Here is a 26,157-nt window from a genome sequence, read left to right as displayed (position 1 = left end):
GCACATGCCGCCGCATACATCTTCCGTGATGGCCGGCAGGGGAGCTCCCCTGCTGGCCATCATTTTGACCCTGATGGCCAGCAGCTTTGTCATGGCCTTTTTTTGCTGGCTCAGTCCCCGGGAAGCGGATGACATCATCTACGCCGCCGGGCTCTCCATGCCTGCCCTGACATCAGCGGGGCAGCATGTGTCCGCGACGGCCCCGCCGTCTTCACTGGGCGATCTGCTGCGTCTCCAGTGGCAGGAATATCTGCAATGGAACGGCCGCTTCATCGGCCAGTTCCTGGCCCGCTGCCTGCTGCTGGCCCCGGACTGGCTGCATGCGGTGCTCACGCCGCTGGTCCATACGGCCCTGCTGTTCTTCAGCCTGCTCCTGCTCTGGGGCAAACGGTGGCGCGAAAGGCTCGTTCCCTGGCAGATCATCCTGCTGGGCGGGCTGCTATGGTTCATGCTGCCGGCCTTCGGGTCGGCCTTTTTCTGGCGCACAGGTACGGCCAACTACGGTTATACCCTGCTGCTGGCCGTCCTCTTCCTCCTGCCCTACCGTTTCTGGCTGGACGGGAGCCTGTCCCGTCTTCCCGGCGGACCGGCTTTCCTGCTGGTCGGTCTGCTGGCCGGCTGGAGCAATGAAAGCCTGGGGATGCTCCTGATCCTGCTGGCTCTGGGGGCCTGTGTCGTCCAGAAAAAAACAGACCGCCCCCTGCCGCTCTGGGCTGTGGCCGGCCTGGCAGGAACCGTGGCCGGCTGGCTGGCGCTCATCGCTGCGCCGGGCAACCTAGTCCGTGCCGCCGCGCTGGGAACAGGGCTGGTCCCGCTGACCTCCTGGAAGGCCTTCCACAGCTTCCTCATCTTCTGGAGCACCCAGCAGCTGGAGCTGCTGCCGCTCTATCTGCTGGATCTGGGGGCCCTTGTGTTCCTGTATCGTCGCCGAGAGCTGTCCCAGGATATCTGGCTGCCTGCCCTGCTCCTGTTCCTGATGGGGCACGCCTGTATCGGCGCCTTCGTCCTGAGCCCCTCCCGCGCCGACAGGGCCATGACCGCCGGTTATTTCTGGCTGGTCCTGTCTACCTGCGCCCTGTTGTTCCGCCTTTCTGTCCCCCGCCTGTTCAAATACACGGCGCGCATCCTGTTCCTGCTGCTGCTCAGCCTCTCTCTTTGGCAGCAGGCCCAAATTTTCCGGCAGGCAGCCCCCCTGGTGGCGGCCAAGAATGCCGCTGCGCGGAACGGTACGCTGGATGTCCGCCATATGGATTATCCAGGCAGCGACAAATATTTCTATCCCAGCTACCATACGCGGGACGCCATTCTCATGGGCCCGGCACAGGGGTGGAGCCGGCTGGTTCCCTGGCAGGATGCCCGTCCCCTGCCGGGGATGCCCGGCATCAAAGCGTTCGCGACCAGCAACATGCTCTATCTGGACGGCATAGATGACCGCCCTCTCCACCTGGCCTGCCACTCCCATGAGCAAACCATCTCGTCCATGCTGCGGGATGCCATGCTCTCCATCGCCCCTCCTCCTGCGGCCCCGCGCGGAGCCAACGCCCTGAACCCCTGGTTCAAACCAGCCGAGATCAGAGGCAAGGACGGCAAGGCACTGCTGCATCTTCGGGGACTGCGGCGCCTTGAGGACATCACCTACATCGGCCGGGAAGATGCCGGCGGGCAGGTGGTCTGGCAGCGCCTGGACTGGTCATCCGCCACGTCCGCCCGACCGTAAACGAAACGGCCCGGTGATCACCACCGGGCCGCCGGGATCAGCAACGTCCTGCCATCAGCTTTTCAGACCGCGCTTGGATGCCTTGAGCGGGTTGATCTTCTTCTTGGCTTCGTCGGCATAGACCGGGATGCGATGAGCATTGGCCTCGGCCAGGCGAACGGGGTCCAGATCGAGGGCCAGCAGCCGAGCTTTGGTGGTGGCCCTGCTGCCGGAATAGCGGTGGGGGTCCGCCAGGTTCTTGTCCAGATAGCGGGCGCTGGTCAGATACAGGCCGCGCTCGTCGATGGCCAGGCAAAATTCCTGCCCGTTTTCCATGACGGTCTGGATGACCATGCCGGAGGTAGTGCCGAAGCGATTATCCATACGCTCTCCTTTGCTGGGTGTTTGTACCAGTTTATAGAAAAAGAATTTCATTTTCAATTAAAATATCCCAGCAATTTTACTGACGCTGTGCACTCCTTCGTAACGGGTACGCAGCGTTCCGTCTTTCCTCATAAGACACGTTTTAGGGGGGAGATGCAGGGGGAAGGGGCCCTCTGCCGCACGTGCCGGCGGCCCGCAGGCCGTGCACGTTGCGGCGAAAAAAAGCTGCGGGCATCGACGGCAGCGCAAGGGCCCCTCCCCCTGGATAACGTATCATTTACCCATACAGATGGCAGCGGACCCGCCAGCCGGGTTCCAGCTCCTTCCATTGCGGGGCTTCCTCGCGGCAGCGTTCCGTGGCCTGCGGACAGCGGGGATGGAAGCGGCAGCCCGGCGGCGGATCCAGCGGGCTCGGCAGCTCGCCCCGGATGTTCTGCTGGGGCGCGCGCACCGGGCTTTTGCCGTCGCGCAGATCCTCAAAGGAAGGCACCGAGGCCAGCAGGGCGCGCGTATAGGGATGGGCGGGCTCCCGGAGCAGGCGCTCGCGCGGGCCCTCCTCCACGAAACGACCCAGATACATGACCAAAATACGGGGGCACATGAAGCCCACCACGGCCAGATCGTGGGAAATGAACAGATAGGCGGGCCCGAAATCCTCCTGCACCTGCCGCAGCAGGTTGAGGATCTGTGCCTGCACCGAGGCATCCAGCGCCGAGACGGGCTCGTCGCAGACGATGAGATCAGGATGAGTCATGAGCGCCCGGGCCACGGCGATGCGCTGCCGCTGACCGCCGGAGAACTCGTGCGGGTAGCGGCGTTCCAGACCGGCCAGGCCCACAGTGGCGAACATATCGCGCACCCGCTCCCGGCGTTCCCTGCGGCTCAGACGCTCCCCGGCCAACAGGCTCTCCTCCACCGAGGTGCCCACCGTGCAGCGGGGATCGAGGGAAGAGAACGGGTCCTGAAAGACCATCTGGATGCGTCCGGCCGCCATGCTGCCCGCTCCGGCAGGCGGCAGCGGAGCGCCCCGGAACAGGATGCGGCCGCCGGTGGGACGTTGCAGACCGCAAGCCAGACGCCCCAGCGTGGACTTGCCGCAGCCGGATTCGCCCACCAGCCCGAGGCTCTGGCCGGGCCGCAGGACAAGATCCACCCCGTCCACGGCCCGCAGATGGCGCACTTCGCCCAGCATGCCCTGACGCACCGGAAAATGGCAGCGCACATCTTCCAGCGTCAGCACGTCGTCCCTGTTCCCGGTCTCCATCACAGGCCTTCATCCACCTGCGCCTCGGCAAAGGTGGCCATCTCGTTGAAGATGTTCACGGCGCAGCGCAGCAAATGATAGGCCACGGCGCCGCCAGTGCCCTCGCCCAGCCGCATGTCCAGATGCAGCAGGGGCGTGCCGCTGTCCAGAGCGCCCAAGGCGGGCACATGGCCGGGCTCGGCCGAGGCATGGGACAGGATGGCGTACTGGGCCACCAGCGGGCAGATGCGCACCGCAGCGGCATAGGCGGCGCTGCAGATGAAGCCGTCCACCAGTATGGGCAGGGAGCGCGAGGCGGCCCCCAGCATGATGCCGGCCATGATGGCCAGCTCGAAACCGCCCAGCGCGGCCAGGATGTCCACCCCGTCGCCCTTCAGGGCCGCGGCGTTGACCTCCAGGGCGCGACGCACGATGGCGGCCTTGTGGCGCACCCGTTCGGGATCGGAACCGGCCCCCGGGCCCGTGGCCTCGTCAGGATCGAAACCGAACAGCGCACAGTTGATGGCCGTGGCCGGCGTGGAATTGCCGATGCCCATCTCGCCGGTGCCGAAGCAGCGGTAGCCCTTGTCCGCGAACTCCTCCACCAGGGCGATGCCGTGACGCAGGCCCTGCAGGCAGGTCTCACGGCTCATGGCCGGGCCCTTGCTGATGTCGGCGGTGCCGTCGCCCAGGCGGCGGTCGATGAGCAGCTCGTGCGGCTCATAGGGGCCCCCGGCGCAACCGGCATCCACCACGCGCAGGTCCATGCCGCTGCTGCGGCACAGCACGTTGACGCCCGCGCCGCCGTTGAGGAAATTGCGCGTCATCTGGCGGGTCACGGCCTGCGGCATGGGTGAGACGCCCTGGGCCGTCACGCCGTGGTCCCCGGCCACGGTCAGCATCAGGGCCGGGCTCACGCTCAGGGGCGTGACCCCGCCTGCCATGGCATACAGGCGCCGGCCCAGTTCTTCCAGACGCCCCAGACTGCCGCGCGGCTTGGTCAGGTTGTCCAGATGGGCCTGGGCCTTCTCCAGCAGGGAGCTTTCCAGGGGACGGATAAAGAGGCCCGGCAGGGCGGGCACTTCCACAGCCTCACGATATACGGGAACTTGTTTCATGTTTTCTGTGTAACGTCTTGCCCGGCCCGGCGCAAGCATGGCCCGTCTTTACCTGTGTGACGGCCTGTATTAGAAAAGGCGGATCCTGCCGGGAATGCCCGCGTGGCCCACGGCCCGCCCGGACGAAAGCAGGGCATCGCCGCCGTCCGTCCACGCCTGCCGCGCCCCTGCCCCTGGGCCTTCCCGTCTTTTTTTCCATCCGCAACGATCACGGAGTTGACCATGCATCCGTCGTTTTCCCTGTTCCCCGGCCTGCGCCGTGCCGCAGGCACCCTGGCCTGTCTGGCCCTGCTCTGTACGGCCACGGCCCCTGCCGCCGCGCCCGTGCCGGATTCCAGCCCGCGCATGACTCCGGTGGTGCGCGCCGTCCAGGCCACGGCCCCCGCCGTCGTCAACATCACCAGCACCCATGTGGTGGAGCGCCAGCGCATCTCGCCCATGGACCAGTTTTTCGGTTTCGGCCCCGGCTTCGACCAGCCCCGCCGGCAAAAACGCGTGAGCCTCGGCTCCGGCGTCATCGTGGACGGCAAGCGCGGTCTGGTGCTGACCAACGCCCACGTTATCGCCGGGGGTGACGAGGTCATGATCCACCTGCAGGACGGCCGCCAGTTCCCCGCCGTGGTCAAGGGCGCGGAGCCGGACTTCGACCTGGCCGTGCTGGAGATCCAGGGGCCCCATGACCTGCCCGCCGTGCCCCTGGGCGACTCCTCCGACCTCATGCCCGGCGAGACCGTCATTGCCATCGGCAACCCCTTCGGCTTCAACCACACCGTCACCACGGGCGTGGTCTCGGCCCTGGGCCGCACCATCCGCAGCGAAAGCGGCGTGTTCACCGACCTTGTCCAGACCGACGCCGCCATCAACCCCGGCAACAGCGGCGGTCCCCTGCTCAACCTCGAAGGCCGTCTGGTGGGCATCAATACCGCTGTCCACGCCCGCGGCGAGGGCATCGGCTTTGCCATCCCGGTCAACAAGGCCCGCCGCGTCATGGATGACCTTGTGGGCCAGGGTCGTGTGGCGCCCCTGTGGCTGGGCCTGGCCGCCGACGACGTGGACCAGCGCATGGCCATGGCCCTGGGCCTGCGTGAGCCCCGCGGCATCATCGTCACCCGCCTCTACCCCGGCAGCCCGGCGGGCAAGGCCGGCATCGAGCCCGGCGACGTCATCGACAGCATCAACGGTTCGCCCGTGCGCGACCGCCGCGAATACGTGAACATCCTGCGCAACCAGGTGCCCGGCGCCGAACTGACCCTGGGCGTGCTGCGCGGCGACAAGCCGGAAAAGATCCGCGTGAAGCCCGCCTCCTTCGATGATGACACGGCCCTTTCCCTCATGCAGGAGATCTGGGGCCTGCGCGTGCGCGAGGCCGACGGCCTCATGCTGGTGCGCGAGACGCGCCGCCCCGGCCCCACGGACTTCCTGCGCCCCGGCGACGTCATCGCGGCCATCGGCGGTATGCGTATCCGCACCACCGCCGATCTGGTCAACGCATTCCGCCGGGAACGCCTGGCCAATCAGGTACTGATGCAGATCGTCCGCGACGGCCGTCCGTATTACGCGCGCGTGCTGCTGCAATAAACGCGCCGGACACGTCCCCTGCGACGATGTGCGGAGAAATCTTCCCTTGACAGCCCAAGGGGGGGGACGCTATGCATTCCCTTGGGTGGGGAGACCCCTCCCCCCGAGGACTACAAGAAACGTACGTTTCAACATCTGGAGGACACAATGGGCTACAATGTGAATGTCGATACCGACAAGTGCGTGGGCTGTGGCGAATGCGTGGACGTTTGCCCCGTGGAAGTTTACGAAATCAAGGACGGCAAGTCCGAACCCGTGAACTCCGAAGAGTGCCTGGGCTGCGAATCCTGTGTGGAAGTCTGTGAAACCAGCGCCATCACCGTTGAAGAAGCCTAAGCCCTAAGGGTGCCCAAGCACCTGCAAATCAAAGTGCCGCCGGGCGTTTCGTCTGGCGGCACTTTCATAACCAGCGGAACGACCCCAATGATTCCTGATCTTCAGCCCATTTTTGCCGAATACGAAAAACTCCGCGCCAGCTGTGACGCCGTGTTCGAACGTATCCGGCACGACCATGCCCAGTGCGTCACCTGCAAGGAAGGCTGCAGCGATTGCTGTCATGCCCTGTTCGACCTTTCCCTGGTGGAGGCCATGTACATCAACCGGGCTTTCCAGCAGGCTTTCGACTACGGTCCGCAGCGCTCGGCCATCCTGACCAGGGCCGCCGAGACCGACCGTCACCTGACCCGTCTCAAGCGCGAACTCTTCCGGGAAGAAAAGTCCGGCAAGAGCCCCGAAGCCATCATGGAAGAAGCCGCGCGCATCAAGTGCCGCTGCCCCCTGCTGGGCGATGACGACCGCTGCCTGCTCTACCAGGCCCGTCCCATCACCTGTCGCCTTTACGGCGTGCCCACCGCCATCGCCGGTCAGGGCCACGTCTGTGGCTTCGCCGCTTTCGAAAAGGGTAAATCCTACCCCACCGTCTATCTGGACAAGATCCAGAGCCGCCTGGAAGACCTGAGCCGCGAGATCGGCCGCACCGTCAACAGCCGCTTCCGCGAGCTGCACGAAGTCTACGTGCCGCTCTCCATGGCACTCATCACCAATTACGACGAGGCCTATCTGGGCATCGGCCCGGCCAAGCCTGAAAAATAGGGAGCGCACCATGCCTTCCGAGCTCAGTTTCATTCCCGCTACCGTGTTCCGCGACGGCACGCCCCAGCGCCTCAACGAGGAACAGGAACAGCTCAAGCGTGAGATCTACGAGCGCATGAACCCGCGGCGCCGCAAGTTCGTGGACCGCATCGGCTACGATAACTGGGACCCCTTCCAGAAGCCCAACGATCCTCTGGACGTGCGCCTGGACGTGACCAAGCGCACCACCCAGCAGCTGGTGCGCGAGTTCCTCCAGCTCAAGGCCGCCAGGAACGAACAGTACGGCAACGACTACGGTCGCGGCGTGCTGGAATGCGCTCTGGGTATTGTGAACCGTGACGAAAAATTCCAGGGCATCACCGACTTCTGCCTCTGGTACCATGATCTGCTGAAAAAAGAGGGCCACATCCTATGAAACAGCGTTACGACGATATCGACGAATATATTGCCGACCTCAAGATGGAGATCGCGGCCAACGAGCAGTGCGCCAACCATCATTACAACCTGGGCCTGGCCCTGCTGAGCAAGCGTGACTTCGTGGGCGCCGAAGAAGCCCTGCTCAACGCCGTGCGCAACTCCCCCCACCTGGCCGAAGCATATGTGCAGCTCGGCGGCATCTGTCTGGAACGCGGCGACCTGGAAGGCTGCCTGCGTTACAATGAAGAGGCCGCCCAGTGCCGCGCCAAGTTCCCCGTGCCGTGGAGCAACATCGCTTTCGTGCACCTGCAGCGCGGCGAGCCGGACAAGGCCATCACCGCTCTGAAGAAGGCCCTCAAGTGGGATCCCGACTTCGTGCAGGCCAAGAACGCCCTGACCACCGCCTACTACATGCAGGGCGACTTTGAAGCCTGCGAAAAGCTCTGCAAGGAGATCCTGGACAAGGAACCCGCCTTTGCTCCCGCCTGGAACAACATGGCCCTTGCCCAGTTCGACCTTGGCAAGTACGCCGAAGCCCGCCAGTCCGCCAACAAGGCCGCCGAACTGGGCTTTGAAGTGCCCGAAGGCTTCCTGGAAGAGCTCAAGGCCAAGGGCGTCTAGTACACGACGCGTGCTATCGCTGCCCTGGGGCAGTGTTTTTTGATGAGGGGGAGAGGAGACCTTTTTTCAAAAAGGTCTCCTCTCCCCCTCATGCTCCCCCGCTCCTCCCCAAAACTTTTACTCTGGTCTGTATGGCAGGTCCCCGTCTTCGGATGACGGGCAGGACATCCTGCCTGCCGCCTCCGAAAAATCTTTTTCGCACGAAGCCAGTCCCGCCCCGATTCCTTCGCATCAAGCGGCCCACATACTGCCCCGCCAACAGGCAGCACGCCAACAGAATGACGTCATCATCCCGCCTGAAAAAGCAGGAAACGGGCAGCCGTATGGCTGCCCGTTTCCTGTAATAAAGCGCGGTTGGGAAGGATGGGGGGCCCGGAGGGAAGGGCCCCCTTTTCGCGCTAGTTAAAGGGGGTCCCTTTCCCCCGGACAAACGCCCCGCTCTCCTGCTCTCCGGCATCCGTCACATCAGGCAGGCTGTTCTTTTCCAGCTGCCAGCGGCTCAGGCCGTTAAGGATGCAGCGGCGGGAATCCTTGGCCACGCCGTACAGGGCCTTGAGGGTCTCGCTCATGTCGCTGCGGGCGGTATTGCCGGCCGAAGGGCAGGCATTGGCCCACAGGGGCAACTCCCACTGTTTGGCGGCCTTGATGATGTATTTCTTCTCCACCAGCAGCAGCGGCCGGATCAGATGCAGCTTGCCGCCGAAGAAGGGCTCGTTCATGCTCATGCCGTCCACGCGCCCGTTGCGGCACAGGTTCATGAAAAAGGTGGAGACCAGGTCTTCGGCATTGTGCCCCAGGGCCAGATGGGTGAGCTTGTACTGCGAACAGAGCTCAAACAGGCGTTTGCGGCGCAGCCAGGCGCAGCGGAAGCAGGGGGAACGGCGCTGGTTCTCGGCCGAATGAGCGTGCGGGCCGAAGTCCGTCACCTCCAGATGCGAGGGGATGCCGTGCTGCGAGAGCCAGGCGGCCAGCGGCATATGGCTTTGCGGATCGAAACCGGGGTTGAGATGGATGGCCATGATCTCAAAACGGAAGGGCACGATGCCCTGCCGGATATGCAGGGTCTTGAGCAGCACGAAGCTGTCCACCCCGCCGGAAACGGCCACGCCGATGCGGCAGCCGGGCCAGATCATGCCGGTCTGCTGCATGGCCTTGCCGGCGCTCTTGACGCAGACCTCCTGCGCATAGGAGCGTTTTTCGCGCATATATCCTCCTGCCCCGCAGGGCATGTGTTGCGTTGATCGGGGGCGGCAGACAGGGCAGGGACGATTTTCCGCGCCTCTGACCTTGACAGCCGCACAAAAGACCAATAGCATAACTCGCTTGGGCAGGCAAAGAGTTCTGCCCCTATTGCGCCGCGCCCGCTGCTGTCGGGTACGGCGGCATTCATTTTTACACTCCGCCCGCTGTCTCGCGGGCAAGCCGGAGGAACTATGGCCCGCATTACTGTGGAAGATTGCCAGGAACGCGTGAACAACCGCTTTTTGCTGGTCCAGATGGCCATCAAGCGTGTGCGCCAGTACCGTGAAGGCTATGAGCCCCTCATCGAAAGCCGCAACAAGGAAGCCGTGACCGCTCTGCGCGAGATCGCCGCGGGCAAGGTGCTGCCTGACGACATGAGCCTGTACAATCCCCTGCCCGAAGGTCAGGAGCCCGCCAAGAACGAAGGCTAGAGGCCATGGCACAGCGAGACTATTACGAAGTTCTGGGGGTGGACCGCAGCGCCAGCGAGGACGAGATCAAAAAAGCCTATCGCAAGCTGGCCATGCGCTACCATCCCGACCACAACCCCGGTGACGCCGAAGCCGAACAAAAGTTCAAGGAAGCTGCCGAGGCCTATGACGTCCTGCGCGACGCCGAAAAGCGCGCCCGCTATGACCGCTTCGGTCATGCCGGTGTGCAGGGCGGCATGGGCGGTGGGGGCTTCACCAGCAACGAAGACATCTTCGCCCATTTCAGCGATATCTTCGGCGACCTTTTCGGCTTTGCTTCCGCCGGTGGCGCACGTGGTCCCCGCCCCATGCAGGGCGCCGACTTGCGCTACAACCTGAAAGTCACCTTTGAGCAGGCCGCCACGGGCGACGAGATCCCCCTGACCCTGCCCAAGCATGTGACCTGCCCCGACTGCTCCGGCAGCGGTGCCGCTCCGGGCAGCCAGCCCGAGACCTGCCCCCAGTGCCACGGCACCGGTCAGGTGCGCCATTCCCAGGGCTTCTTCCAGATCGCCATGCCCTGCTCCACCTGCCAGGGTACCGGTCAGGTCATCAAAAAGCCCTGCCCCCGCTGCAAGGGCCAGGGCATCGTGGAAGAACGCCGCGAGATCGTGGTGCGCGTCCCTGCCGGTGTGGATACCGGCACCCGCCTGCGTGTGCGCGGTGAAGGGGAACCCGGCGAGCACGGAGGGCCTCCAGGCGACCTGTATGTGGTCCTGCATGTGGAGCCCAGCAAAAAGTACGAACGCCAGGGCCAGGACCTCATCTACACCTGCGAGATCAGCTTCGTGCAGGCGGCCCTCGGCCACCGCGTGGAAGTGCCCGGCCTCAAGGGCCCGCTGCCCCTGGACATCCCCAAGGGCATCCAGAGCGGCACCCTGCTGCGCCTCAAGGGCGAAGGCATGCCCTACCCCGGTCGCAGCAACCGCGGCGACCTGCTGGTGGAAGTCAAAGTCCTGACCCCCACCCGCGTCTCGGACAAGCAGGCCGAACTGCTGCGTGAATTCGAACGCCTGGAAAGTGAAAGCCCGCTGGACAAGGTCAAGAACCTGGGCAAGAAGCTGAGCAAAAAAATGGGCCTGGACTAGGGCGCTGATGCGCGCGAGGACAGGAGCCCACCCCACAAACGAGCTCTTATGAAAAAGGGTGACAGTCGCCAGGACTGTCACCCTTTTTCTGTTATGCAAGCTTTCTGCGGCGCGGGCCGACGTATCCGCCCGGCGCTGTCGGGGCTGACACCATCAGGGAACGGCCACCGGCAAAAGCGTGAATCCCGCTGCGCCTGTGCCCTCATGGTGCCGGCCGGATGCTGCCTCCATCCCTCCCCTCTGTCCGGCTCACGGGCCCGGCATCCTGGCGTCCCGGCTAGACGCCCTGCCCCTCCTGCATGGCCAGGGCCCGCAGGCTTCGGTAATCCACCTTGCCCGACCCCAGCAAAGGCAGGGCCGCCAGCCGCCGCACCCGGCGCAGCATGTACAGGGCGGAAAGACCTTCCTCCCGCAGCACGGCATTGGCCTGTTCGCGCTCCAGAGGCAGGGTCGTGAACAGCACCAGCACGGTCTGCCCCTCCTCTTCCAGCGCATCCACGGCCAGCACCGGGCCTTCCTGTCCGGCAGGGGCCATGAAGTGACGCCCCAGCACGGCCTCCATCTGCGGCAGGGAGATCATCTCCCCGCCCAGCTTGACGAAACGCTCCCGCCGCCCCGCAAAGGTCATATGCCCGTCGCTGTCCGCCCGCACCAGATCGCCGGTGCAGTACCAGTCCTCACCGTCCAGACGCAGGAAGGGGGACGCCGGGCCGCCGTCACAGCCCTGTCCCAGATAGCCGTCGAACACATTGGGGCCCCGTACCAGCAGCAGGCCGGTCTCTCCGGCCGCCAGCCGCTGCCGGGGCTCCTGCACGGATACGATGGCCGTCCGCACCGAAGGCAGGGGCTGGCCGATGGTGCCCGTGCGGGCATCCGTGGGCAGGTTGAGGCTGATGACCGGCGAACATTCCGTGACGCCGTAGCCCTCGCACAGCAGCCCGCCGCCGCTCAGGCGGGCAAAATCATCATAAAGGCGCTGCGGACAGGCCTCTGCCCCTACGAAGGCCACGCGCAACGATGCCAGATCCCCGGGCCGGGCCTGCCGCAACATACCGTCCAGAAAGGTGGGGGCCGCCACCAGCAGGGTCGGCCGCCACTGGCGGCATACGGCATCCAGGCGGGCGCCTTCCGTGGGATTGGCGTGGAAGACCACCGGCACGCCGAAGCAAAGCGGCAGCACGATGTTGCCCGTGAGGCCCAGCGTATGGAAGGGCGGCAGCATGGCCAGCATGGCGTCGTGGCTGTCCAGGGCCAGGATGGCCGCCACGTCCCGGCAGTTGGCCAGGATGTTGTCATGGCTGAGCGGCACGCCCTTGGGTGCCGCCGACGAGCCCGAGGTGAACAGGATGGCCGCCAACGGGGACAGCTTTCGGGGCACGGCGCAGCCTTCGAGCCCTGCCAGCGAGAGGAACGCACGGCAGGCGGCCTCCAGCCGCAGACAGGGGGACAGGGAGGCTGCCGTATCTTCCAGCGGCAGCCATACGGCCCCGGCCTCTTCGGCGGCTTCGCGCAGGCCGCTGCCTTCCAAACGATCCAGCAGGGCACGGGCACTGAGGATATGCCGCACCCCGGCCAGACGCAGACAGTGGCCCAGATTGCGCGGCCCTGTGGTCCAGTTCAGCATGACCGGCGTTTGTCCGGCCAGCAGCACGGCCAGCCAGGCCACACAGGCCGCTGACGAGGCGGGCAGCATGATGCCCACCCGCTGTCCGCTGCCCAAACGGCGGCGCAGATGCAGGGAAAGGGCCACGGCCCGTATCCAGAACGCACGCGCCGTCAGTATCCGGTCGTTGTCGGCCAGCAGGGGGCGGGATGGGGCGCGCCGCAACTGCCGCAACATGACCAGCGGCAAATTGGGGGCATCAGGCAGGCTGAGCGCCCGTGCGGGCCGGGCCCTCACGGCATCCAGCCAAGGGGAAGAGGCTTCCTCCGCCTCCGTCGGCGTGGCCTCCGGCATCTGTCCGGCGGCCAGCAGCAGACAGTCCCCCACCGTTCGTAAGCCTTCCAGACTGGCGGGAGCGTGACCAAAACGCTCTTCCAGCTGCACGGCCAGTTCCGTCAGGGCCAGACTGTCCAGCCCCAGATCCGTGTCCAGGCGCTGGTCTTCCTTGAGGCTGCCCCACTCCGGGTCCAGAGGCGACGCTTCCGCCAGCAGACGCAGCACGGCTTCCCTGTCGGCAGCGGCGAGCGGAGGCGGCGTGGCGGCCATCCGGGCCGATGCCGCACCTGTACCCGTCCCGAACGCCATCTCGGCCCGCCAGGGAAAAAGGATCTGCGGGCAGGCCTTTTCGCCGCCGACGGCATCATAAAAAGACTCCAGCAGCGCATTATACGGCCGGACGCCCTCCCCGGCCACAGGTCGACGGGGCGGCAGGGCGCAGGTGATGCGTACCTCCCGCCGGGGCAGGAAGAACAGGCCGTGGCAGAGCAGCGACACCAGCCCACGCAGCAGGGCCCGGCCCAGCACGGGCTCGCCTGCCGCCCAGCTGAAGGACGAGCCCCAAAGGCCGCGCGTGCGCACGAGGACAAGACCGCAGTCGGGCACGGCCTGCAACAGCCGGTACGCGCCGCTGTTGCCGCCCAGATGCGTGCCGCCGTCCCGGCTCAGGCCGCCGGAGGGATACAAAAGGACGTTCTCGCCCCGGGCCAGCGCAGCGGCGCAGCTGTCCAGCGCTTCCCTCACTTGGTCACGGGCGGAGAGGCCGTCACGGCGCAGGTCCGGCAGGGAGATGCAGCCCGTCAGCGCGGCCACCGGCCGCAACCACGGGCGGCGTATCTGATGGCTGTCCGCCAGCGGCCGCAGGGCAAAAGCGGCAAGATGCGTACACAGCAGGGCCGGATCCATGAAGGCGGGATGGTTGGGCAGCACAAGCACGCCCCTGCCCCGCTCACGCGCCCGCGCCACTTCGCTCTGCAGGACGTCCAGCCCTTCCAGACGGACACGGTAACGCAGGGAGAGCACATAGCGGCCGCAAGCCAGCAGCATGCGGGAAAACAGGATACGGACACGCGAAGCGACCCGGCGATGCCCCCGGGGCCCGTCCGCCTTCCCCTCGTCGTCCCCCGCCCCGCCGCTGCTGCCGCCATCGTCGCCATCAGGAAAAGCGGCCTTGAGGCGACGGGCAAAAAAGACGGCCCAGATCAGGGTAAGGCCGCCCAGCAGCATGTGGGCCACGGAAGGCGGCAGGAAGGACAGCAGGGCATAGACCGGCCCGGCCAGCGCCATGCCGGAAAAGGAAAAGAAATTGCTGGTGCCGAGGATGCGGCCCTTTTCCTCCGCTGCCGGAAGCAGCTGGATCTGGCTGGACACCGGCACGATGTACAGGCTGCCGCAGATGCCCACCGCCGCATAACAGGCAAAGAGCAGACCGAAACGGAAGGCCTCGGGCGCGGCGGGCACGCAACCGGCGACCGCCAGCAACAGGCCGATACCGGCGCAGGCGCGGGGCACGCTCCGCCGCCAGTCCCCACGGGCACGACGGGCCGCCAGCCCGGCCCCGGCACAGATGCCCAGCATGAGCCCCCCGGGCAGCAGGCTGGCTATGGTGGGGCCAAGGCCCAGCTGGGCCACACCGTAGGCATTGATCTCCAGCAGGACGAGGGTGGACAGGGTATAGAAGAAGGCATCGGCGCACAGGCACCAGAAGATGCCCTGGCGGGCGCGCAGGCGCCACAGCTCACGGGCGGAATCCAGGGCCCCCAGCCAGGGGAAGGGCGGCAGATCTGCCTTGCGGGCGGCAGCGGGCCGGTAGGGGATGAAGAACACGGACAGCAGACCCAGCACCGCCACGCCCACGGCTACGGCAGCCACCAGCCAGCGCCCGAAGGGGATCTCCGTGGCGAACCACTGCCGTTCCAGGGCCCCGCCTGCCAGCGTGATGCCCAGCAGGATGGACGCCGTGGTGGCCAGCTTGAACAGGGCGTTGACGCGGGGCACGTCCTCGCGGGCGAACAGTTCCGGCAGGGAGCCGTTGAGGGCCGGGCTGAACAGGGTGGCGCTGGCCCCCATACAGAAGAGCATGGCCAGCATGCCGCTCCAGTGCAGCTGGAGCAGCCCCCAGCCCCCGGCCAGCATGGCGCACACTTCCAGGGCCTTGGCCGCCAGTACCAGACGGCACTTGGGATAGCGGTCGGCCAGCCAGCCCGCCCAGGCGGAGAACAGGACGAAGGGCAGTGAAAAAAGCACGGTGCCCCAGGCCTGCACGGCCGTATGGCCCATGCTCACGGCCAGCAGCAGGATGGCCTGCTTGAAGAAATTGTCGTTGAAGGTACCGAGGGTATAGCTCACCCCCAGCGAGACGGTCTGTCGCAAAAATCGCCTGCTCATGCGCACTCCTTGCAGCATCCGTGCATGGCGGCGATCCCTGCCAAAGCCTCTGCCCAGCCGGGCAGGCTCAGGAACGGTCGCCCTGCTCCGCGGCCAGCTCGGCCAGCGCGTAATCCCGCACCCGGTCGAGCATCTCCACGGCAAAGGGCAGGTCGCGCCGGTAAAGCACTTCCCGGCCCTGCCGCCGGGGGATCAGCAGTCCGGCCCGCACGAGGACGTTCACATGATGGCTCACGGCCGTACGGCTCAGGCCCACGGTCGCCACAAGGCTGCTGAGGCTGATGCTCTCCCCGGGCTCGAAGAGCAAAAGGATCTTCTGCCGGGTGGCGTCCCCCATGGCGGAAAAGACCCGCGCCACGCGTTCCCAGTCGTCCGGCAGGGCGGTGATATACGAGGAATTCATGCCCTTGGTGTAGACGCTGGGAAAGTATGCTGTCAACATCAAACTAAAAAAGTAGTTTTATCGTGTCAACTAAAAAACTAGTTTTATAGTTTTAATAGCGTCCTCTCCGCCTGCAGGCTCCATGGGCACACGCCCTGCCAGCCGGAACGAGGAACGTTTCCCCTATAAAGGACACAAAAAAACAGGGCCGCACAGCACCGGTGCAGCCCTGCCGATATCGATAATTTCAAGATAGATATTTACATGTCATGACTACAAATACCGCCACATGCCCCGCAACGGCGATGGCTGCCTGACCGCAACGCGGGGGCGGACTGCACCACCATGCCGGTAAAGGCCCATCCTCCCGCACGGGACGGATGCCCCACGCCACGGCACGGCCCCCCCTGTCCTCTCGCCCGTCACAGAATCAAAGGCTCAGGCCGGGGAAACTGCAGACAGTCGCGTCATGGGCAAGCACTCCGGCAGCTCCTGCGGCAGGGACAGGCGCAGGGCCCTCCCCCCGTCCAGAGCCACGGCCAGCACAGCGCAGACGCGCAACTCGGCCCGCCCGGGCTCCTCCGGCAGGGCCCCCAGGCACAGGAAAAAGGCCAGCCCTTCGGTCGGGCAACTCCCCAGCAGGGCATGCTCGGCCGCTGTCAGACGCAGGGGGCCGGTGCAGCCCAAAGCACAGGCCTCGCCCAGCAGCAGGCCCTCTTCCGGCTGTCCGGCCGGATGCAGCACGCCCACAGGGCTCCCCGGCGCCCGGCGCCAGAAATGGAAGTCCGCCGCAGCGGGAAAATCTTCCAGCCCGGCCGGGAAATGCCATGCCACCGGGACAGCCTCCCCTGCCGGGGACAAGGGGCGGAACAGCAGCACGTCGTCTTCCGCCTCCGCCGGATCGCCCTGCCGGATCACGCGCCCGCCCCTGCCAACTTTTGGACCATCTCCTGCCCCATGACGAAGGCCTGACGGCACTCCTGCGGGAACTGTTCCTCGCGCCGACGCCGCTTGTCCGCCTCGGAAAAACGGTCGGCCACATATCTGGCATAGTCGTCGAACTGCCAGGTGTCGGTCACATACAGGACGGAGGGCGTGCTGAAGATGCGCCCCAAATAACCATCCATGACGGCCAGGGTCTCGGGATAGCCGTGCTGCCGCATGGTCTCCACATCCACGTTCATGGTGTAGATGCAGGCCATCGCCAGGCGGCGGGGCGCGATGGTGGTGCGCTGGCGGTCATAGACCAGATAGGGGAAGCACAGGCGTTCCTGGAACGAACGCATGGCGCCCGTCACGTTGCCGAAATAGACGGGACTGCCCAGGGCCAGCCCATCGGCCTTTTCCAGCGCGGCCAGCACGGGCGAAAGGTCGTCCTTCAGGGCGCAATGCCCGTACGAGGCCCCGCCCCGGAGCTTGCAGGCAAAACAGCTGCGACAGCCGGAGGCCTGCAGATCATACAGATGGATCAGCTCCGTGTCCGCCCCGGCGCTGCGGGCCCCTTCCAGAAAGTGTTCCAGCACCGTGGCCGTATTGCCCTTTTTGCGCGGGCTGCCGTTGACGGCGAATATCTTCATGGCATCATGCCTCCGGTTCAGGCGGTCTTCGCGCCGCTGCTGTTACGGGCCAGGGTACAGCCCACGGCCAGCAGGCTCAAAATACCGAACAGCACCATATCCACCCGCATGCAGTGCAGGAAGGCGTCGATATTGTCCTTGCCCACCGGCTCATGGCCCAGGAAAAGGCTCAAGGTCAGGGTGATGATGGTCAGGTTGCCCAGCATGCCGGCCGTACGCACCGTGCCCACCAGCCCGGAAGCCTGCCCCACCCGCTGCGGTCCGGCTGCTTCAAGGATGATGGTGGTGTTGGGCAGAGCGAACAGACTGACGCCCGCGCCAATAAGACATTGTGCTCCCACGATGACCCAGAGCGAGGAATCCATGTCCAGGAAGGCGGCACTCAGCAGCCCCAGGCCGCAGAATACCGTCCCGACGGTACTGATGAGGCCCTGGTCATAGCGGTCGCAAAGGCGGGCGGCCAGCGGGCTGGACAGGGACTGCACGGCGGCCTGCAGGGCCAGCATCAGACCGGCTTCCTGTACGCTGAAGCCCCGCCCCACCTGCAGGTAGAGGCTGAAGAAAAAGACCATACCGAAAAAGGAACAGTAGTTGACGAAGGCCGCCACCAGCGACAGGCTGAGGACCCTGTTCCTGCACAGCAGGCGCACGTCCACCATGGGGAAGGGACTGCGCAGCTCCCGCCAGACGAAGCAGGCCAGCAGCACGAAACAGAGCAGAAAGAGCCCCCCGCCCAGCAGATGATCATCCGCCACGGAGGATGCGCCAAAGGTCAGCGCCGCCATGGCCCCGCCGTAGAGCAGGCAGCCCGGCACGTCGAAGGGTTCCTTATCGGCGGTGCGCCACTCCAGCGGCACCCGGAAGATCATGATGCACATGGCGGCCAGTGCGGCCAGGCCCGTGCCCCAGAACAGCCAGCGCCAGCCCAGCCAACCGGCCACAAGGCCGCCCACCGGCGGACCGCAGGCGATGCCCGCATAAACGGCCACATTGCTGAGGCCCAGATAACTGGCCCGCATCTCCTTGGGCGCGGCGGACGCCAGCAGGGCCAGACTGGAGGAACTCAGCATGGCGGCCCCCATCCCCTGGAACAGGCGCAGGCCGATGAATACGTCGATATGCGGGATGAAGCCCAGCACCAGAGCCAGCACACTGAACAGGCTCAGGCCAAAAAGGAAGACCCGGCGCCGTCCGTAGATATCCCCCAGGGTGCCTCCGGCCAGCTGGAACACGACCAGCCCCAGCGTATAGACGGCCCCCAGCAGACTGAGCTCACGGGCACTGGCCCCCAGGCTTTCCCCCAGGGGCGGCAGGACGGCGTTGACCCCGGCCACCATGAACGGCATGAAAAACTGCGCCGCGCAGACGGCCAGCAACAACCAGCGATGTTCTTTTGCGATACTCATGGACAACCCTAAAACCGGAGGCCGGGGGTGGTCAACCGGATGTGAAATCGTGAAAAAAAGAACAGTTATGGCGGGAGACGGCGCCTCCGTGCAGGGCACAAGACGGCGGCCCGGGGCCGGGCCATGCCCGCAGCAGTGACGCAGGCGATGCCGGTCCGGAGCACGGTCCCCTTCCCTGCGGGGGCTATCGGGATGCGACGAAAAAACGGGAAGGCAACCTGTCCCTTCCCGTTTTTTCAGGGAGCCGCACGGTCCCGGCAGCTCCCGTCATCATTCATATTCTCCCCCACCGGGGAAGCGGCCTACAGGCCCGCTTCTTCCACCAGGCGCAGGCACATCTCGGATTTGTTGAGGCTGTACAGGTGGATGCCGGGCGCGCCGCAATCCAGCAGCTGCCGGATCTGGTGGGCGGCGAAACGCAGGCCCGCTTCGCGCACGGCCTCCACACCACCTTCGTTGTGGGCCGCTTCCAGTTCCAGATAGAGCTTGCCCGGGATGTTGGCCCCGCACAGCGAGAGCACACGGCGCAGGGAATCGAAGCTCTGGATGGGCAGGATGCCCGGGATGACCGGCGTCTCCAGACCGGCGGCGCGCAACGAGCTGACCAGGGACTCATACTCGCGCACATCGAAGAAAAGCTGGGTGATGACGAAATCCGCTCCGGCGCGCAGCTTGTCGGCCAGATAGGCCCGGTCCGACGCGAAGGTGGCCGCATCGGGATGGGGCGCGGGATAGCCCGCCACACCGATGCCCAGGTCAGGATGCTCCGAACGCAGGAAACGCACGAGGTCACGGGCGTTGTGGAAATGCCCCGCATTCCAGTCCCAGTCGCTCACGCCGCGCGGCGCATCCCCACGCAGGGCCAGCACGTTGTGGACCCCGGCAGCGCGCAGATGGCTCACAAAATCGCTGATGGCCTGCGGCTCGGCGCCCACACAGGTCAGGTGCGCCATGACGGTGAAGCCCCGACGGGCCAGCTCCGCCGTGACGTTCAGCGTGTTCTGCTGTTTGCCGCCCCCCGCACCGTAGGTGACGGAGAGGAAAAGAGGATCGATCGAGCGCAGGCGCTCCACGGTCTCGTAGAACTCCGGCAGATGACTTTCCGCGGCAGGGGGAAAAAATTCCAAAGAAACAAAAGGCTTGGTTGTCTGGCGGAGAGCCTGGGCGATCTGCATGACAAAACTCCTGGGAACTGTGAATCATAAAAAAACGGTTTCGATGCCTCCAACTATATCAATATAACTTGATAAGTCAATATAGTTTGCCCACCCCTTCCTGCCAGCGCCCGATGCTTGCCAAAAAAACAAGGGCGCTCTATGTCAGCAGGTATGGACGCTTCGGTCGCACCCGCTTTTTGCCATTCCGCCTTCCCTGCCGCTCTGCTCCGCCGCAGGCAGCACGCCCTTCTTGCCTGCTGCCTTCGCTCGCTCTGCCTGCTGCTCTGCCTGCTGGTCTGCCTGCTGGTCTTCTGCCCTGCCGAAGCCGAAGCGGAAGAGAACCTTCCCCCTGTTCCACCCGCGCCTTCCCTGAGTCTGGAACTGGAACAGCTCGATCTTTCCGGCCTGCCCGGCTTGCCCCCGCTGCCCGCCGAGGATGAAGTCCTGCCTGCGGCAGCCACCCAGGCCCTGCCGCTCCCGGACGAGGCCCCGGCAGCGGACGCCAGCGCCGAGGCCGATGCGGCCCTGCCGGAAGCCCCCCGCTGGAACGCCCTGGAAGAGGGACTCGAATATGCGGAGTTTTCCCTGCAATCCGAAGCCGGGCAGCAGGCCTCTTTGACCGTCCTGCGTATCGACCCGGAATTGTTCGACTTTCGCCTTTATGCCAGCGCGGCCCACAAGCATCCGGCCCTGACCCTTGGCCAGTGGGCCGACAGCCATGATCTGGTGGCCGCCATCAATGCCAGCATGTATCTTCCCGACGGCGTCACCAGTACGGGCTACATGCGGCAGGACGACTACATCAACAACAAGCGCCTGGTCCGCCGCTTCGGCGCCTTCTTCGTGGCCGGTCCCCGCCAGGAGGGCCTGCCCCGCGCCGACATCCTGACCCGCGAGGATCCCCAGTGGCAGGAACTGCTGGAGCAATACCGCCTGGTCATCCAGAACTACCGCATGATCAATGACGAGCGCCGCATCCTCTGGTCTCCCGGCGGCCCCCTGTACGCCATCTCGGCGGTGGCCGAGGACGGGGCGGGCAAGATCCTGTTCCTGCACTGCCGCGAACCGCTGGAAGCCTACAGCTTTGCCCACGCCCTGCTCCACCTGCCGCTGGATGTCCGTACCGTCATGTATGTGGAAGGCGGCATGCAGGCCGGGCTGGTGATCCGCTCCCCCGGGCTGCATCAGGAACTGCGCGGACGGCACCTAGCCGATTTCTGGGTCACGGGCAATGTGCGGGCCCAGCTGCCCAATGTGCTGGGCATCCGTCGCCGTCATGCTCCGGCCCTGCCTGACTGTCCCACCATGCTCCAGCAGACGGCCGTCCCCGCCGCTCCCGCCGAATGATGGCGGAACATACCGGATAGACAGACTTTTTCCTCTGCATCCTCTGCGCCAGGACGGACACGACTTTTGTGAAAAACTTCTTTATTAAGAAAAATTACTATTATAGCCGGAAAACCTCTTTACAGCGGGGCCGTCTTGGTTCAAAGTAGCTCCGTCGGAAGGAGTTCCGGCAACATGTAAACACCGATCCCAACTGTCCGGCTGCGGACAAAGGTAGACAAATATCATGCCGAATCAGCTTGAAGTTTATAAGTGCACCCATTGCGGCAATATCGTTGAAGTCATCCACGGCGGCGGCGCCAGCCTGGTCTGCTGTGGCGAGAACATGAAGCTCATGAAGGAAGGCTCCACCGACGGCGCCATGGAAAAGCACGTGCCCGTGATCGAAAAGATCGAAGGCGGTTACAAGGTGACCGTGGGCAGCGTGGCCCATCCCATGGACGAAAACCACTACATCGAGTGGATCGAACTGCTGGCCGACAACCAGAGCCTGACCTGTTTCCTGAAGCCGGGCGACAAGCCTGAAGCGGTGTTCAAGACCGACGCCGAAAAGGTCACTGCCCGCGAATACTGCAACCTTCACGGCCACTGGAAGGCCGAAAACTAGGCTCATAAGGAGAGACACCATGAAATACGTTTGCAGCGTGTGCGGTTACGAATACGATCCCGCCGAAAACGACAACGTGCCCTTCGATCAGCTGCCTGATGACTGGACCTGCCCCGTCTGTGGCGTGAGCAAGGATCAGTTCGAACAGGCCTAAGCCCTGTTTCTTCCGCTCTTTCCGCCTGCCCTGCCGCCCTGCGGCAGGGCAGGCTCGTTTATGCCCTTTGCGGCATCCTGACCGTGAACAATATCCCCTAATGGAGAATTTTCATGCAGCCCGTTGAAATCAAAAAAGATATTTTCTGGGTCGGTTGCGTGGACTACGATCACCGTGACTTCCACGGCTATTCCCGCTCCCCCGAAGGTTCCACCTACAATGCCTACCTGATCCGCGACGAAAAGAACGTCCTGATGGATACCGTGTATCCCGGCTGGGCCGGCAACATGCTGTGCCGCATCGCCAAGATCATGGACCCTGAAAAGATCGACTACATCGTCTGCAACCACATGGAACCCGACCACGCCGGCAGCCTGGCTGAAGTGGTGGCCCGCGTGAAGCCCGAAAAGATCTTCGTCTCCACCCTGGGCTACAAGTCCATGCAGGGCTACTTCGACTGCAAGGACTGGCCCATCGAAGTGGTCAAGAGCGGCGACAAGCTGAACATCGGCAAGCGCAACATCATCTTCCAGGAGACCCGCATGCTGCACTGGCCCGACAGCATGGTCTCCTACATCCCCGAAGACAAGCTGCTCATCAGCAACGACGCCTTCGGTCAGAACATCGCCACCAGCTACCGCTATGCCGATGAGCACGACCAGGGCGACTTCGTGCGCGCCATCAAGGAATACTACTACAACATTGTGCTGCCCTACTCTCCCCAGGTGCTGAAGACCCTGCCCATCGTGGAGAGCCTGGACATCGACATGATCGCCCCTGACCACGGCCTGATCCATCGCGGCGAAAAGTCCGTGAAGTTCATCGTGGATATGTACCGCCAGATGGCCGAACAGAAGCCCCAGCAGCGCGCCATGGTGATCTACGACACCATGTGGCATTCCACCGAAAAGATGGCCTATGCCGTGTGCAGCGGTCTGGAAGAAGTGGGCGTGCCTACCCGCCTGATGTCCGTGAAGAGCAACCATCACAGCGAGATCATGACCGAACTGGCCAACTGCGGCGCCGTGATCGCGGGCTCCCCCACCCACAACAACACCATCATGCCCCTGATGGCCTCCACCCTGACCTACATGAAGGGCCTGCGTCCCCAGAACCGCGTGGGCGGCGCCTTCGGTTCCTTCGGCTGGTCCGGTGAATCCGCCAAGGTCCTGCACGAGATGCTGGCTTCCATGGGCATGGAAATGCCCGCCGATTTCGTGAAGTGCAACTGGACCCCGCGCCACGAAGCCCTGCGCGCCTGCGTGGAACTGGGCAAGACCGTGGGCGAGGCCCTGAAGAAGAAGTGCCAGGGCGAATAAGCCCGCAGCCTTCCGAATGCCCTACGGCGTCCCCAAAACGGGGGCGCCGTTTTTTTATGCCCAGCGAGAAGCGGCACAGAGCCCCGTCCCATCCGGCAGGCGGGCCAGACCCGGCAGCGTGACGGGCCTGACCTGCGTCCCCTCTCAGGCAAAGGCTTCCATCCCTGATGAGCGGGTCTGTTCCTCCAGCTTCATCAGAACTCACCGTAAAGACAGCAATGAGAGGCGTATCAGCATTGCTGCCCGTCTTCGGACCCCGGCCAGAAAGCAGACAAGGCTCCTGCCCGTAGCCAGGCATCTTTCCGGACGCATGCGCCCGGCCCCGCCCTGCATGATCGGTATCCTTGCGCCACGCCTGCGCGGCTCAACAGCTTGCAGCCCCAAAACAAAAAGGCCGGAGCCTCAAGGGCCCCGGCCTCCGGTTGTCCGTTATCAAAAAATGCTAGCGTCCGCTTTCGCGTTCTTCCTGACAGGCACGGCACAGGCCGACACCGGGCAGGGCCTCCAGACGCTTCTGGGGGATGGGCTCGCCGCATTCGCGGCAGCAGGCCACGCCGTCGATCCAGTCGGGACCGCCCTGGTCCATGGCAGCGCGGGCGCGGGAGAGGGCAGCTTCACGGTCCAGACGTTCAAGTTCAGTGGCCTGGTCAAAAACATCCATGCATCTGTCTCCTTAAAGCAAGCGGCAATCCCGCATGAGCCGGGATTGCCGTAGTGGATTGGTGCGGGCCTGTGTAGCACAGGCGCCCCATCCTGTAAAGAGCCCACCCGCAGCCACCAGGAAAAAATCAGGGCCGGCAGGCTCCTGAGGCGACCGTGATGGCCGCCCCTGGAAAACGGTAAAAAGAGGCTCCCGCACCGGTCAGCGGCACGGGAGCCTGGATATGTACCGGGAAACGCCGCCTTACTTCGCCGTACGCAGGATATCTTCCAGCGTGTCGATGAAGGCGTCGAGGTCGGCCTTGTCGATGGTCAGGGCAGGCAGCAGACGCAGGGTCACGCCGTGGCTCAGATTGCAGATGAAGCCGCGGGCGATGAGCTCACGCCACACGGCAGCGGCATCCACAGCCAGCTCGATGCCGATCATCAGGCCCAGGCCGCGCACTTCACGCACGGTACCGGGCAGCTTGTCCTGGATGGCGCGGACGCGGTCCATCACATGCTTGCCCAGCTCGGCGGCACGGTCGGCCAGCTTGTCGCGGAGCATGATCTCCACGCACTTGGCCGCCACACCGGAGGCCAGCGCGCCGCCGCCAAAGGTGGTGGCATGGCTGCCGGCCTCGAAGCCCTTGGCCATCTCGTCGGTGGCCAGCATGGCGCCCATGGGCAGACCGTTGGCCAGGGACTTGGCCATGCTGATGGCGTCCGGGGTCAGGCCATGCTGCTGGAAGGCCCAGAAGGTACCGGTGCGGCACAGACCGGCCTGCACTTCGTCACAGATGAAGAGGATGTCGTGCTTGCGGCACAGGGCCTCCACACCGCGCAGGTACTCGCCCGGCAGGGGCACGATGCCGCCTTCGCCCTGCACCACTTCCACCAGTACCGCCGCCGTGGCGGGCGTGATGGCGGCTTCCAGCGCGGCCAGGTCATTGGCGGGCACCTGCTTGAAGCCTTCGGGCAGCGGCGTGAAACCGTCGCTCAGGCTCTCGCGGCCCGTGGCGGCCAGCGCGCCGAACGTGCGGCCGTGGAAGCAGCCGCCCAGGGTGATGATCTCGTAGGCGTCGCGCTGCTTGACCTTGCGCATGTAACGGCGGGCCAGCTTGATGCAGGCCTCGTTGGCCTCGGCGCCGGAATTGCAGAAGAAGGCCTTGCCGTGATGGCTGGTGCTCAGCAGCAGACGGGCCAGTTCCAGCTGTTCTTCCTGATAGAAAAGGTTGCTGACGTGCCAGAGCTTGTGGGCCTGGGCTTCCAGGGCGGCGCAGACCTCGTCGTTGCAGTGGCCCAGGGCGGTCACCGCGATGCCGGCCAGCAGGTCCACATATTCCTTACCGTCCACGTCCCACAACCGCGAGCCCTTGCCTCGGACCACAGCCACGGGATATCGGCTGTAGGAACGGCAAAGCAGTGCTTCTTCCTGGGCTTTGACGGCGGAAAATGTGTCGGACATGGTCAACTCCTTTGCTGGGAGGCCTTGCGCCATCCCACGGGGCACGCGCCCCGGCAATCGTGAAACAGAAAAGGCTTGGGAAAAAACGGGAGACCTGCCGGGAAAACAGACGTCCCGGCCCGACGGCGGATATACCCGCGGCACACGCGGCCCCGACCGGCGGCATCCCCTGATGGAGACTAGCGCCCCGTATGTCCGAAGCCGCCCGCACCGCGCTCCGTGGCAGAAAGGCTCTCCACCTCCTGCCAGACAGGGCGGACAAAGGGCTGGAAAACAAGCTGGGCCATGCGCTCCCCACGCTTGAGGATGCGCTCCTCGCCCGAGGTGTTGAGCAGCATGACGAGGATCTCGCCCGTATAGTCGGGGTCGATGACCCCCACTCCCTGGGCCACGGTCAGGCCCTCACGCGCACCAAGGCCGCTGCGGGAATAGAGGAAACCCGCGAAACCGGCCTCGCAAGGCTGCACGCTGATGCCCGCAGGCACGCAAAAACGGCCTCCGGCAGGGATGCGCACACAGTCCTCGTCCAGACAGGCGCGCAGGTCGATACCGGCCGAGAAGGCCGTGGCCGGTTCAAGCTGACCGGCGTACAGGGAACGGGCCCCTTCGCGCACGAAAGCGAGGCGCACGGGGCAGGTGGGTACGGAAAAATTGCTCATGGCGTGAGATGTAGCGCACATGCGGACAGCGGGCAAGAGGCCCAAAGCCTTGCGGGCCCGCAGGATACGGCCACAGGACAGCCGCTTTGTGCCCGTGCTCATGGACAGGCCCCCGCCGGCCCGGCGGCCGGCTCCACACAGCGGTCCCCCCTTCGCTCTTTCAGTG

The 26,157-nt window shown here is 64.9% G+C and carries 25 protein-coding genes; 12 read left to right on the top strand and 13 right to left on the bottom strand.

Annotation, left to right across the window (positions count from 1 at the left end; genetic code table 11):
* The first annotated feature begins 4 nt into the window (after window positions 1-4).
* Window positions 5-1,717, top strand: coding sequence for a DUF6056 family protein (locus tag ACQRBR_RS10275; protein ID WP_427812920.1), 1,713 nt, complete (start codon window positions 5-7; stop codon window positions 1,715-1,717).
* A gap of 54 nt (window positions 1,718-1,771) precedes the next feature.
* Here the strand turns inward: ACQRBR_RS10275 and ACQRBR_RS10270 are convergent, their stop codons facing one another.
* The 3 genes from ACQRBR_RS10270 to cobT form a co-directional block, all read right to left on the bottom strand.
* Entirely contained in the window at window positions 1,772-2,080 is a 309-nt protein-coding gene (locus ACQRBR_RS10270) for a hypothetical protein (protein ID WP_303879190.1), read from the bottom strand.
* A 277-nt stretch (window positions 2,081-2,357) separates the two neighbouring features.
* Window positions 2,358-3,344 carry an ABC transporter ATP-binding protein gene (locus ACQRBR_RS10265; RefSeq protein ID WP_303879271.1) on the bottom strand — a complete coding sequence of 329 codons (987 nt, stop codon included), beginning with the start codon at window positions 3,342-3,344 and terminating at the stop codon, window positions 2,358-2,360.
* On the bottom strand, window positions 3,344-4,441 hold the full coding sequence (gene cobT, locus ACQRBR_RS10260; protein ID WP_302260184.1) for a nicotinate-nucleotide--dimethylbenzimidazole phosphoribosyltransferase: 1,098 nt from the start codon (window positions 4,439-4,441) through the stop codon (window positions 3,344-3,346). The genes ACQRBR_RS10265 and cobT overlap by 1 nt, the downstream gene beginning before the upstream one ends.
* Window positions 4,442-4,663: 222 nt before the next feature.
* Here cobT and ACQRBR_RS10255 point away from each other — a divergent pair, with 222 nt between their 5' ends.
* From ACQRBR_RS10255 to ACQRBR_RS10235, 5 genes are all read left to right on the top strand, one after another.
* Window positions 4,664-6,019, top strand: a complete 1,356-nt coding sequence (locus ACQRBR_RS10255; RefSeq protein ID WP_427812919.1) for a trypsin-like peptidase domain-containing protein — start codon at window positions 4,664-4,666, stop codon at window positions 6,017-6,019.
* Window positions 6,020-6,166: 147 nt separating this feature from the next.
* Window positions 6,167-6,355 (top strand): ferredoxin, encoded by a 189-nt coding sequence (locus ACQRBR_RS10250; RefSeq protein ID WP_040369804.1) that lies wholly within the window; start codon window positions 6,167-6,169, stop codon window positions 6,353-6,355.
* An 87-nt stretch (window positions 6,356-6,442) separates the two neighbouring features.
* The gene (locus ACQRBR_RS10245; RefSeq protein WP_303879187.1) at window positions 6,443-7,111 is read left to right on the top strand and encodes a YkgJ family cysteine cluster protein; all 669 of its coding nucleotides are present in this window, start codon (window positions 6,443-6,445) and stop codon (window positions 7,109-7,111) included.
* Between the two features lie 10 nt (window positions 7,112-7,121).
* Window positions 7,122-7,526, top strand: a complete 405-nt coding sequence (locus ACQRBR_RS10240) for a hypothetical protein (RefSeq protein ID WP_006008157.1) — start codon at window positions 7,122-7,124, stop codon at window positions 7,524-7,526.
* Window positions 7,523-8,149, top strand: a complete 627-nt coding sequence (locus tag ACQRBR_RS10235) for a tetratricopeptide repeat protein (RefSeq protein WP_303879185.1) — start codon at window positions 7,523-7,525, stop codon at window positions 8,147-8,149. Before ACQRBR_RS10240 ends, ACQRBR_RS10235 begins: the two co-directional genes overlap by 4 nt.
* A gap of 398 nt (window positions 8,150-8,547) precedes the next feature.
* Here ACQRBR_RS10235 and ACQRBR_RS10230 read toward each other — a convergent pair whose 3' ends face one another.
* The gene (locus ACQRBR_RS10230) at window positions 8,548-9,354 is read right to left on the bottom strand and encodes a tRNA lysidine(34) synthetase (RefSeq protein WP_427812918.1); all 807 of its coding nucleotides are present in this window, start codon (window positions 9,352-9,354) and stop codon (window positions 8,548-8,550) included.
* A 228-nt stretch (window positions 9,355-9,582) separates the two neighbouring features.
* On the opposite strand from ACQRBR_RS10230, the gene rpoZ reads away from it, so the two are divergent.
* Both rpoZ and dnaJ read left to right on the top strand, forming a co-directional pair.
* A complete protein-coding gene (gene rpoZ / locus ACQRBR_RS10225; protein WP_006008148.1) occupies window positions 9,583-9,822 on the top strand; it encodes a DNA-directed RNA polymerase subunit omega in 240 nt (79 codons plus the stop codon).
* Between the two features lie 5 nt (window positions 9,823-9,827).
* The gene (gene dnaJ / locus ACQRBR_RS10220) at window positions 9,828-10,949 is read left to right on the top strand and encodes a molecular chaperone DnaJ (RefSeq protein ID WP_168935493.1); all 1,122 of its coding nucleotides are present in this window, start codon (window positions 9,828-9,830) and stop codon (window positions 10,947-10,949) included.
* Between the two features lie 277 nt (window positions 10,950-11,226).
* On the opposite strand, the gene ACQRBR_RS10215 is transcribed toward dnaJ, so the two are convergent.
* The 6 genes from ACQRBR_RS10215 to ACQRBR_RS10190 all read right to left on the bottom strand — a co-directional run bounded on the left by ACQRBR_RS10215 (window position 11,227) and on the right by ACQRBR_RS10190 (window position 19,816).
* Window positions 11,227-15,276 carry an MFS transporter gene (locus ACQRBR_RS10215; RefSeq protein WP_427812917.1) on the bottom strand — a complete coding sequence of 1,350 codons (4,050 nt, stop codon included), beginning with the start codon at window positions 15,274-15,276 and terminating at the stop codon, window positions 11,227-11,229.
* 67 nt (window positions 15,277-15,343) lie between these two features.
* On the bottom strand, window positions 15,344-15,679 hold the full coding sequence (locus ACQRBR_RS10210; protein WP_168935491.1) for an ArsR/SmtB family transcription factor: 336 nt from the start codon (window positions 15,677-15,679) through the stop codon (window positions 15,344-15,346).
* 417 nt (window positions 15,680-16,096) lie between these two features.
* On the bottom strand, window positions 16,097-16,576 hold the full coding sequence (locus tag ACQRBR_RS10205; RefSeq protein ID WP_427812916.1) for a hypothetical protein: 480 nt from the start codon (window positions 16,574-16,576) through the stop codon (window positions 16,097-16,099).
* Complete coding sequence (locus ACQRBR_RS10200; protein ID WP_427812915.1) at window positions 16,573-17,235, bottom strand: flavodoxin family protein; 663 nt, start codon at window positions 17,233-17,235, stop codon at window positions 16,573-16,575. The genes ACQRBR_RS10205 and ACQRBR_RS10200 overlap by 4 nt, the downstream gene beginning before the upstream one ends.
* 17 nt (window positions 17,236-17,252) lie before the next feature.
* On the bottom strand, window positions 17,253-18,641 hold the full coding sequence (locus ACQRBR_RS10195) for an MFS transporter (protein WP_427812914.1): 1,389 nt from the start codon (window positions 18,639-18,641) through the stop codon (window positions 17,253-17,255).
* A gap of 302 nt (window positions 18,642-18,943) precedes the next feature.
* Window positions 18,944-19,816, bottom strand: coding sequence for a methylenetetrahydrofolate reductase (locus tag ACQRBR_RS10190; RefSeq protein WP_427812913.1), 873 nt, complete (start codon window positions 19,814-19,816; stop codon window positions 18,944-18,946).
* A gap of 153 nt (window positions 19,817-19,969) precedes the next feature.
* Between ACQRBR_RS10190 and ACQRBR_RS10185 the strand changes: the two genes are divergently transcribed.
* From ACQRBR_RS10185 to ACQRBR_RS10170, 4 genes are all read left to right on the top strand, one after another.
* Entirely contained in the window at window positions 19,970-21,145 is a 1,176-nt protein-coding gene (locus ACQRBR_RS10185; protein ID WP_427812912.1) for a phosphodiester glycosidase family protein, read from the top strand.
* 226 nt (window positions 21,146-21,371) lie between these two features.
* On the top strand, window positions 21,372-21,752 hold the full coding sequence (locus ACQRBR_RS10180; protein WP_006008126.1) for a desulfoferrodoxin: 381 nt from the start codon (window positions 21,372-21,374) through the stop codon (window positions 21,750-21,752).
* Window positions 21,753-21,771: 19 nt separating this feature from the next.
* Window positions 21,772-21,906, top strand: a complete 135-nt coding sequence (locus ACQRBR_RS10175) for a rubredoxin (RefSeq protein WP_006008124.1) — start codon at window positions 21,772-21,774, stop codon at window positions 21,904-21,906.
* 113 nt (window positions 21,907-22,019) lie between these two features.
* The gene (locus ACQRBR_RS10170; protein ID WP_303879173.1) at window positions 22,020-23,225 is read left to right on the top strand and encodes an FprA family A-type flavoprotein; all 1,206 of its coding nucleotides are present in this window, start codon (window positions 22,020-22,022) and stop codon (window positions 23,223-23,225) included.
* 442 nt (window positions 23,226-23,667) lie between these two features.
* Here ACQRBR_RS10170 and ACQRBR_RS10165 read toward each other — a convergent pair whose 3' ends face one another.
* From ACQRBR_RS10165 to dut, 3 genes are all read right to left on the bottom strand, one after another.
* Window positions 23,668-23,886 carry a TraR/DksA family transcriptional regulator gene (locus ACQRBR_RS10165; RefSeq protein ID WP_040369802.1) on the bottom strand — a complete coding sequence of 73 codons (219 nt, stop codon included), beginning with the start codon at window positions 23,884-23,886 and terminating at the stop codon, window positions 23,668-23,670.
* Between the two features lie 243 nt (window positions 23,887-24,129).
* Window positions 24,130-25,332: an aspartate aminotransferase family protein gene (locus ACQRBR_RS10160; RefSeq protein ID WP_427812911.1), complete on the bottom strand. Its 1,203-nt coding sequence runs from the start codon at window positions 25,330-25,332 to the stop codon at window positions 24,130-24,132.
* Window positions 25,333-25,511: 179 nt separating this feature from the next.
* Entirely contained in the window at window positions 25,512-26,012 is a 501-nt protein-coding gene (gene dut, locus ACQRBR_RS10155) for a dUTP diphosphatase (protein ID WP_239463900.1), read from the bottom strand.
* Window positions 26,013-26,157: the final 145 nt, after the last annotated feature.

The organism is Desulfovibrio sp. SGI.133, assembly GCF_050313955.1.
GTDB lineage: Bacteria > Desulfobacterota > Desulfovibrionia > Desulfovibrionales > Desulfovibrionaceae > Desulfovibrio.
Note: the sequence above shows the minus strand (reverse complement) of the source record. Positions and strands in the feature narration are given on the sequence as shown.